Here is a 9,372-nt window from a genome sequence, read left to right as displayed (position 1 = left end):
GAGTTACGTCGTGACCACGACTCACAAGCTCCTCTGTGAGCAAATGCACTATCAGTTCTGTCCCCCCGTAGGTAGAGGGGGGAACGCTAGTCCACAGCGGTGCAACTTGAGCAATGCGCATAATTTTTGGGGTGGGTCAACATCAGCTTAGAATTTAGTTTTAGCCCTAGGCAGCAGCTTCCAGCTTGTCTTGCAAATCAAAAATGACTAGACGTTCATTTTCAAGAAGACAGCGATAATTCGAGCGGAGATGGTGGAAAAAATCGACGTAGTGTTCCAGCCACCAGAAAGCTGGCCATCCGATAACTAGGAAGGTTGCCCCGTCATCTTTTAATCTCTCTAACTCCAAAATTGCAGTCCTGTCATCAGGTGGCGATCCCCAGTATCGTCCGTCTTTTTCAAGAAAAGGAAGCCGACGACGCTCATCTACCCACTCATCCGTTCCCCATTCATCTTGATCTGCCAATATAAAAGTGACCTGTGGAGGAATATTACGCTTAATCTCCTGCAACGCTAACTCGCGCCAATCTGACCAGGGTCTATAGGACTCAATCAGTCTTTGAATGGCTAAAACAAGGTCGTCTCTACCACGCTCTTTTAGTAAAGGTACTAAGGAACTGTAATCACTTAAATATCCCGGTGTCATTAGTTTAAGAGTTTGCAGAAGCTCTGGATAAACTTCATCTACCGGAAAAGCCCTACTACCTTTTAGCTTTCCAAGTGCTTCTAAGGTGGTCATGGTTACAATACATTTCAGGCACTTCCCACAATTTGAATTGCCGTTTGCCGTACATACATGTAAGTTCCTCAGCCCAACGTCCCAGTCACTGATGACTTGCGTCTTCTGAAGTCGCGAGAATCGAGCACCATAATAAATAAGCTGTAAATTCTGACTGTTGTAATTAGGTGCTAGATAGATAAGATCTTCAGGAGCTATATCCGAGATGGGATTGTCCGAAGAAACAATAATTTTGGTTAATCGCCGTCCAAGACTATGAGCAACAGCAGCAAGTGAAGCCCCAAGGTAACAGTACTGCCAAAACTTTCCATCATCTGAATAGCCACGATAAGCCAGGGTTCGTAAGTTGCTTACAACTGGTATAAGATTGACACCTGTTTCTTTATTGACTTCACTGAATTTTGCAATAGATCGATCAAGGGAATCCAATTTAAGGCTTGATTTAGGGTCTTCCGGAAAACCTGCACCCTGAACATAGATTACATCTCGAATAGAGAAAGGGTGACCCTCTGGTACAGTAAGTTGGTTGTGGCGAAGACTGAATAATGAATCAACTCCACCTGATATAAACAATGCCGTATGCTCTTCAGGTCGTGAGACTGAATGAGTATCCAGCGGGGCTTCAATTACAGGGACAGTACGGCTAAACTTTTCCCAATATCGGTGAAGCCAAGCCAGATTAGTGAGTACTCCTTCGAGTAAAATTGGACAGACTGGGCTATCGATCGCGATCCGCTCCTCTCCATATCTTGCTGCTAGGAAAGCACAAGCAACCAGGTACGTATCGGCTTTCAAAGACAGAGCGGAGCTATATTCTGGCAGAGTCGCAAAGTAAATATCCTGCTGAGATCGATTGCAATTTTCCCAGCTGATAGTCGCAACTACTTTTGCTAGCCCATCCTTGTTTTCGTAACGAAGATTTTCGATTTTCATATTTATCCCCACAGTAGCTTATCAGTCCTAACCAATAAATGCTGATAGAAGAGTCAGGTCGATCAAGTTTTGAGGTCAAACACAACTAGACGTTCATTCTCAAGAGTGCATGGGTAATTTGAACGGAGATAGCGAGAAAAGTCTGTGTAGTAGTCCAACCACCAGAACGATGGCCAGGCAAATGCAATGAGATTAGCTTCCCCAGCTTTCATCCTTTCCAACTCAGAGATAGCCGTCGAGTCATCCGGTGGCGTTCCCCAGTATTGCCCGTCTTTTTCCAGAAATGGAATGACCTGGCGGCCTTCAGCAACATCGCCAAGATTTAACTGCTGATCGTGAACCAGGATGAAGGGATCGCCTGGAGAGACAAGATTAGCAATGTCTTTAGCCGTTAATTCCACCTTCGTGCGGTATTCAATCTGTTGAGCATACTGATTCTTCGGATTATCGTCTGAGGCATATTTTCGACGTGCCGTTACCACTCCCATTGCGGATGGAGGGTTATCAAGATTACATTTTTTAGCGACATGCAGGTAGTCTTGACGGTAGGTATCGGGATTCCATTTGAGGTAGTAGTATTCTTTCTCATCAGGATAAATAGGGGGAGGAGGTAAGAAGGTGACCACGGCTTTCGGCTCAAAAACGATGGGCACTTGCTTGTCATAAAGTGCAAGGCTGACATCAACCTCCTCTTGAGCCGTGATTGATTCATCAAACTCGCCAATGCGATCGAAAACCTCTGTTCGGAACAGCATACAGTGGGTTTCTATAAATTTCATAGTTCTGCGGTCACTAGCATTTCGGTCATCCTCCTTGGGAGTACTTCGAGGAAGTATTTTAAGCTTGATTCCATCAGAGGTTTGTATGGGTTTGATATCATCTAGTCGATCGTCAAAGTGAACCTTCTCAAATTGTCCTAATCGCTCAAGTACGAGCGGGGCAGCAACGTCTGCTGGATATTCATCACATGCCTCAATTAGGCGGGAAAGCCAACCGTCTTCTACAAGCACGTCATTTTCAAGCAAACATAAGAAATCATCCTTGGCTTCTCGGATCGCCAGGTTTCTACATTGGTTAGGCAGTAAGTGGTGATCTGTATGGATAAACTTGACATTCCTCTGCCCCTCCAAGACGTTTTCAATCTGCTGTCGATAAACTTTCGGGATTTGGCAATCCACCACAATCAGTTTAAAAGGGATGTGGGTACGATCGTAAATTCGTTGTAGACATTCGGCTGCAACGGAAAATCTTTCTCTTGGAATAAAACCGATGGTTACTGTTGACATAATTAATTTTTCCTCGCTCGATTTACTTTTTTAATCTTAATTGAATGTTTGTCTATGTTTGGCTTTGACTCAATTTATACACACAAAATTCAAATCTAAAACCCTGCATTCTCCATTAACCTACTTATCACCTTCTCGGCGGCAAAATACTCAGTAGCAATGTCCCGTGCAGCGCGACAGTTTCCCTCATAGTCACTCTTGATTGAATCCATTGCTTTCAGAATATCCTCCATGGTTTGAAATGCGAAGAGTCCCTTACCTGTAGGCAAAAACTTGCTAAACCCCGTTTCCTGGGTAATTACAGGGCGACCGGCAGCAAGATAGCAGACAGAGCGATCGCTGAACCATCCCGTTCGGGGACGAACGTACTGTTCTTTAGTTACTGTAAATTCCCCCAAAGAGCTGCAAATATATTGCCGATAAGTGGAGGGATTCGTTAAATTCCGGGCTGAGATAATCTGCCAACCATAATGACGCATTTTAGCTGCTTCGCTCTCGCTAATTCCCTCAAGGGCTAATTCTATGGGAAAGTGAGAATGTAAAGGCAAATCTATGAAGCGCCGAAATTCTGAATCTTTCCGCCAAGAATAGTTTTCATTTTGCCAAACGATGTCTTTTTTCAGATTCTTCCAAGTTGAGATGGTTGTGAGCTTTGCATCCACCTCTAAGGAACTAACATTAGACCACCAGTCAATACAGACGGGTGGTCTTGTGGGATGCCATTGATACCGTTCAACAGGAACAAGGCAGTCATCTTTACCCAGGTTATATCCATAGGTAAACAAGTGATTGTAGCTGTCAAGTTGGCCGATCAACCAAGACTCATTTTGGGCAACACGCACCTGATCTACAAATGGATCTGTTTGTAAATAGATAAGACAATTAATCTCACTATGTTCAGGACGAAGGTAATGAGCACCGCAAAGATTGATAACTGCATCAGCCTCTCGATAAAGCCTTTGCAATCCATCTGAATCAGCAGCTCCAAGGCAAACATTTTGTTCGCTAGGAGGACGAAAAATCCAGCGCTCTCCCATTCCCAAACTGTTCATATATAGAGAAAGATATTTAACATTCTCAGTGTAGTTTGGTGTGTGCCAGAGAGTTTTGGGGTCCTGAAGGGGACTGTCAGAATCCTCTACATACCAAACATCAAAGCCAAGTCTTCTTAGACCTGCTAGATAGTGCAGAACCTGCCAGGTCATCCCTCCGAATGGATAAGACGCTAACAGCCCCCAGACAATAATTTTTCCAGCCGTAGCCGGTGGATATTTGCTTAATAACTCCAATTTGCTAATCTCCTTGCTAAAGATGCTCTTCCAACTTGAAAACAATAAGGCGATCGTTGCTTAGCACGCAGGGAAATTTTGCACGGAGATAGTTATGAAACTCTGAATAGTACTCCAACCACCAAAATGTGTGCCAGGCAAAGGCAATATGGGTTGCTCCCAACTGGCGTAAGCGCTCCAATTCCCGAATTGCAGTTTCATCGTCTGCTGGCTCCCCCCAATACTGTCCATCTTTTTCAAGAAAGGGAATAGGTTGGAGCCCATCAACGATTTCAGTACCTAGCCACCGGGCCTGGTCAACTAGGATAAAAGGAACATCAGGACCGACAAGCGTTTTGAGTTCTTCTTTAACTTTAGATAACTGAGCAATTCGGCGTCGATCTTTAACGAATTCGATAGATCCAGGCATGCGAAGCAAATTCCACTTTTTCTGAATGCGCTCATGACTTTTATGAGCCCGATCCATATCCCATTTCATCAAAAAATATTCCTCATCTTCAGGAGAAGGAGGATAGGGCGGGAGGTAATTTATCTCACACTTAGGCTCAAAGACAACTGGAACTCCAGCACTATATAAGGCCAAACTCAGATCGATTTCATCCCGTGTGTTCAGTTCCTCGTCATACAGCCCTATGCGATCGAAGACGTTTCGACGAAACAGAAGGCAGTGTTGCTCCATAAACTGGACTTTCCTAAGCTCCTGCCCTCGATCCGTTTCTTTGTCATCTGTACGGGGCAAAATTTTCAATTTTATACCTTCAGAAGTTTGCACAGAGTGAACTTGATTTAAACGATCGTCAAAGTGAACCGGAGCCTTCCTCGATCGCCCTTCCATGAGTAATGGGACGGCAACATCCGCCGGATATTCCTCGCAAGCAGTGATGAGTTGAGTAAGCCAACCGTCCGATACTAAATTGTCGTTTTCAATTAGACAAAGAAATTCATCTTGGGCTTCCTGAACGACCAGATTCCTAGACTGGTTTGGAAGCAAATAGTGATCTCGGTGAATAACTTTGACGTTTTCACGCCCCTGCAGTATCTGTTCAATCTGTTGCCAGTAAACTTTGGGAGTATTGCAATCCACTACAATTAAATTGAAGGGGATATGGGTATGGTCAAAGATTCGCTGCAACGACTCAGCTGCTAGAGAGAATCGTTCGCGAGGGCTAAAGCCTATAGTGACTGTTGGCATGTTGTCATCTCCTTGATAAAATTTTTCTGTTCAACTCATAGCTACTTCAAGCAGGGGGGGTAGAACCCGATCTGTGGAAAAATATTGTGCTGCGATTTGACGCGCAGCAAGACAGTGCTGTTCATAATCAGCATTGATGGACTCGATTCCCTCCAGTGCTTCGGAGAGGTTACGGAAAGTGAGAATCCCCTTACCCGTCGGCAAGTAATCACTAATGCCTGTGTCTTGCACTAAAATCGGCCGACCAGAGGCAAGATAGCAGGCGCTGCGATCGCTAAACCAGCCCCCACGACTCAGAACATAGCCTTGTTTAGCGACACTAAATTCAGCGCGAGATTCTTGTATAAACTTGCGGTACGACCATGGAGTTTGGGTTGCCAACCAGCCTGGGACAACCTCCCATCCATTTTTAGACATTTGCTTGGGAGTTCCTCCTGTCAAGGCTATCCGGAATAACTGAGATGTATACTGTGGCAAATCAAGGAACTCAGTGAACTCTTTATCTTTCTGTCCGTAATGAACTCCTTGATAGATAACTTTGTTATAGCTATGAGACTTCCCATAACTTTTCCACTGGAATATAGTAGTAAAGTAATCATTAGAACTATGTTCAAATAGAGGCCATTCCGGCAAAAATATCGGAGATAATGTCTTAATCCATTTATGATCTGCTGTTGGAATTGAGCAGTCTGTTGCCTCCAGACGCTGAGCAATTGAGAAAAGCTGCTCACAATGAGAAACCATATTGCTTAGCTTCACATCGCCGCTAACCAGCCTCATTTGAGTAAAGCCAGGGTCTGCATCAATGAATATGCGACGTTTTGGCCAATTATATTCATCTCTCCATAGAGATAGCGGTACGGCACGAACAATTAACAGCTCTGCCTGCGAACAAATATCCAGGAAATCATCAAGTGCCATTCCCTGAGATTGATTTCCAGCACGGTAAATCCACTTTCCTTGAAAATCAAATGGTTCAAGACAATCACGGATGTATGTAGTAGGGTACTCTAAATCATTTGTTGATTCCTCATTTTCCCAGTCATACACCCACGATTGCTGCCCGCAATCCTCTAAGTAGAAGACATCATGACCGAGTGCACGCAAACCCAACAAATACTGGATATTAATCCAAGCATGCCCGCCAACAGGGAAACGACCTATACTACCAGAGAAAATAATAATCACTCTATGCTCGCTCCATTAATACTTAAGTCGTTTTGATTGCCCATTCCACCAAAGATGAGAGAATTTTTCTGGCCTCGAAAAACTCTTCAGCAATCGATCTTGCAGCGCGACAGTGGAACTCGTAATGGTTGTTAATCTCCTCGATGCCAGCTATAACTTCCTCAGGTGTACTAAAGGGGATAATACCAGACCCAGTTTCCAACCATTCGGAAAAACCAGTTTCCTGAGTCAGCACCGGTCGGCCACTCGCCAGGTAGCAGGCACTTCGCTCACTGAACCAGCCACTGTTACTTGCCACATAACCTTGCTTAGCCACGCTGAACTCCGCTTTTGACTGCTGAATGTAGCGCTGATAGGTCCAGGGATCCCGTGTCGGCTCAAGGGAGTCACGTAACACCCAGCCCTTGCTGCAGAGGAGATCTTGGGGAGCTTTTCCAACTGCCAGTTCTAAGATAGAACCAACTTTTTCAGGGAGATTCAAGTAAGGCTCAAATGAGTCCGACTTCATACCATAGCGACTTCCTTGATACTGACGCGCCGGATAACTCTTCCATTGCATGACCGTGGTAAACATTCCCTGTAATGGCGCTGGTGTTATTGGCCAGGCATCCAAGACAATTGGTTGGCGGGTTGCTTTCCAGGGTAGTCCATCATCGGGAATAGTGGATCGGTGGCTGCCAATGTTTTCGCCAAATGAGAGGAAGGCTGTATGTTGTAAAGCCCGATTTCGTGCATCAGGATTGGTCAAATGCCGAATTTGGGTAAAAACTGGATCGGTGTCAACCAAGATGCGTTCAGGAATTTCTACGAGCCAAGGGCGCAGGGGATTCATCCCGGAGAGATTTAGTAAGAGATCCGCGTCCGTACAGATACGAATCATATCATCAGCACGAGGCCCTAACCATCGCAATTTATGTGCGTCGAAGTAAGCCCAGCAATCATTGAGCCCTACTTTCTCGAACGTGCGCTTTGTAAATTGCAGTCCGTAGGTTGGATTGGTATCGGTTACACCTCTTACAGGGTCGTAGCACGAAGGGTAATCATCACTATCTTCAACAAAATACACCTCGTGTCCAAGCCGAGCCAAACCTATTACATATTGCAAATGATGCCAGGTCAAACCTCCTACTGGTCCACGCACGATGTAGCCAAGTACAATAATACGCAAGCGGCCATCTGTGAGTAGCTGAGGTCTAAATACATTAGCAGTTCTCAGTAAAGGACTAACCATGCCTATTGTATACCCCCTCAATGAGTTGGGATAGCACTTTATTTGAATCGAAATAAGTTTCAGCAATTGCCCGTGCCACTTTTGAGTGCCGCTCGTACTTTTCTTCGACTTCCTCGATAGCAGTAACCGCCTCCTCTATCGTTGTAAAAGGTAAGATACCTTCACCCACTGGAAGCACAGAAGAGAATCCAGTATCTTGAACTACCACAGGTTTACCCGCTGCTAAATAACAGGCACTTCGACAACTGAACCAACCGGTTTTTCCTGCTACGTAAGCATTCTTGGCTACGCTCCATTCAGCTTTCGATGACTCGATGTAGTTCCGATAGCTATCCAGATCGGGACAAACTTTTTCGGGATCAACTACCTGCCAACCATTATGAGCAAGTATCTCACGAGGGGTACGGCGAGTTTTCCCAGCATTAACGGCGAGTTCAAGCTCTACATCAGGAACTAGCTTCGGTAGTTTCATAAATCTCTTAAATTCAATATCTTTTTGACCATAAGTTAAGCCATTGTAGGTAATTGGCTTGTAACTAGTCCAATTCATCACAGTTGTAAAAGTATTGCGCTCCTTAGCTGAAGGATGCCACTCCGACAGAACAATTGGCTGTCGGGTGGGACGCCAATGGTGACCAGTTTTTGGTATGGCATCGGCAAGTGTCTCCCCAAAGCTGAAATGGATATCATGGGCATCGACCATTTTTTGAAAGTCAGCTTGTCCTCGCGCTAATTTAACCTGGGTGAATGCGGGATCTGAATCGATATAAACTAGATGCTTCACTTGCCGATAGTTCCAAGGATACATGAGGGTACCCGAGACATTGATCAGCAAGTCCGCAGATTTAATCACCTCGTTCCGTTTCTGTTCGGAAAGACCAAACCATTGAGATTCCCAGGGGAAGCAATATGCCCATTTATCCCCCAGCCCAAAACGGGCCATCAAGTTAGCAAGATACTGCACGTTGTAGTCGCAACCAGCGGAGACTCCACCCTCAGTCGGATTGTAAGGCCATTGACCAGTATCCTCAATATAGTAAACATCGTGGCCAAGCTGCGCCAATCCAAGTACATATTGAAAGTAGTCCCAAGCAACTCCGCCCAGAGGGTATTGGGCAATTAACCCCGTGACAATGACTCTAAGAGATGATTTCATCTTTATGCGAGCTCCTTCTGCTCACTTGAACGAGTCCTTAAGGTATTTTCAGTTTCCATCTCAACCGCTTTAACACCGCAGATCGAAGATTATCAGGCGATTTGCTCTTATCTGGAAGTCGCAGACCTATATGGAGGGGGAGATCGGCTTAAACCACAGCTCTCATAAAAACGATGGTAGAATCCAGCGTCCTCCAGCAATTCCTGGTGCGTCCCCGCCTCCACCACCTTTCCCTGCTCCAACACTACAATCCGATCTGCCTGCCGAATCGTGGACAGCCGGTGGGCGATGATGAAGGTTGTCCTGCCTGCCATCAACCGCTCTAAGGCTTCCATCAGCAGCGCCTCCGTCTGGGCAT

At 45.3% G+C, this 9,372-nt stretch carries 7 protein-coding genes and 2 pseudogenes; all 9 read right to left on the bottom strand.

The annotated features are described in order from the left end of the window. Nucleotides 1-121, bottom strand: a pseudogene (locus F6K38_RS44475) (glycosyltransferase family 4 protein); the annotation flags it as partial. A gap of 45 nt (nucleotides 122-166) precedes the next feature. Beyond that, nucleotides 167-1,672 carry a hypothetical protein gene (locus F6K38_RS29500; RefSeq protein WP_008181222.1) on the bottom strand — a complete coding sequence of 502 codons (1,506 nt, stop codon included), beginning with the start codon at nucleotides 1,670-1,672 and terminating at the stop codon, nucleotides 167-169. Nucleotides 1,673-1,734: 62 nt separating this feature from the next. Further along, nucleotides 1,735-2,958, bottom strand: a complete 1,224-nt coding sequence (locus tag F6K38_RS29495; protein WP_008181224.1) for a glycosyltransferase family 2 protein — start codon at nucleotides 2,956-2,958, stop codon at nucleotides 1,735-1,737. Between the two features lie 95 nt (nucleotides 2,959-3,053). Next, nucleotides 3,054-4,247 (bottom strand): glycosyltransferase, encoded by a 1,194-nt coding sequence (locus F6K38_RS29490; RefSeq protein WP_044492474.1) that lies wholly within the window; start codon nucleotides 4,245-4,247, stop codon nucleotides 3,054-3,056. A 16-nt stretch (nucleotides 4,248-4,263) separates the two neighbouring features. Beyond that, entirely contained in the window at nucleotides 4,264-5,439 is a 1,176-nt protein-coding gene (locus F6K38_RS29485) for a glycosyltransferase family 2 protein (RefSeq protein WP_008181227.1), read from the bottom strand. Between the two features lie 30 nt (nucleotides 5,440-5,469). Next, on the bottom strand, nucleotides 5,470-6,627 hold the full coding sequence (locus F6K38_RS29480) for a glycosyltransferase family 1 protein (RefSeq protein ID WP_008181229.1): 1,158 nt from the start codon (nucleotides 6,625-6,627) through the stop codon (nucleotides 5,470-5,472). 22 nt (nucleotides 6,628-6,649) lie between these two features. Next, on the bottom strand, nucleotides 6,650-7,537 hold the full coding sequence (locus F6K38_RS29475; protein WP_287264668.1) for a glycosyltransferase: 888 nt from the start codon (nucleotides 7,535-7,537) through the stop codon (nucleotides 6,650-6,652). Nucleotides 7,538-7,850: 313 nt separating this feature from the next. Further along, nucleotides 7,851-9,014 (bottom strand): glycosyltransferase, encoded by a 1,164-nt coding sequence (locus F6K38_RS29470; protein ID WP_008181233.1) that lies wholly within the window; start codon nucleotides 9,012-9,014, stop codon nucleotides 7,851-7,853. A 107-nt stretch (nucleotides 9,015-9,121) separates the two neighbouring features. Then, nucleotides 9,122-9,372, bottom strand: a pseudogene (locus F6K38_RS29465) (ABC transporter ATP-binding protein); the annotation flags it as partial.

It is taken from the genome of Moorena sp. SIO3B2 (assembly GCF_010692525.1).
In the GTDB taxonomy this organism is placed as follows: Bacteria; Cyanobacteriota; Cyanobacteriia; order Cyanobacteriales; family Coleofasciculaceae; genus Moorena; species Moorena producens.
The sequence above is the reverse complement of the archived record's forward strand: the minus strand, read 5'-3'. Positions and strand labels throughout refer to the sequence as shown.

What these genes read in the sequence shown, in the direction of transcription:
- F6K38_RS29500 (WP_008181222.1), bottom strand. Translation starts at nt 1,672, where the DNA reads ATGAAAATCGAAAATCTTCGTTACGAAAACAAGGATGGGCTAGCAAAA.
- F6K38_RS29495 (WP_008181224.1), bottom strand. Translation starts at nt 2,958, where the DNA reads ATGTCAACAGTAACCATCGGTTTTATTCCAAGAGAAAGATTTTCCGTT.
- F6K38_RS29485 (WP_008181227.1), bottom strand. Translation starts at nt 5,439, where the DNA reads ATGCCAACAGTCACTATAGGCTTTAGCCCTCGCGAACGATTCTCTCTA.
- F6K38_RS29470 (WP_008181233.1), bottom strand. Translation starts at nt 9,014, where the DNA reads ATGAAATCATCTCTTAGAGTCATTGTCACGGGGTTAATTGCCCAATAC.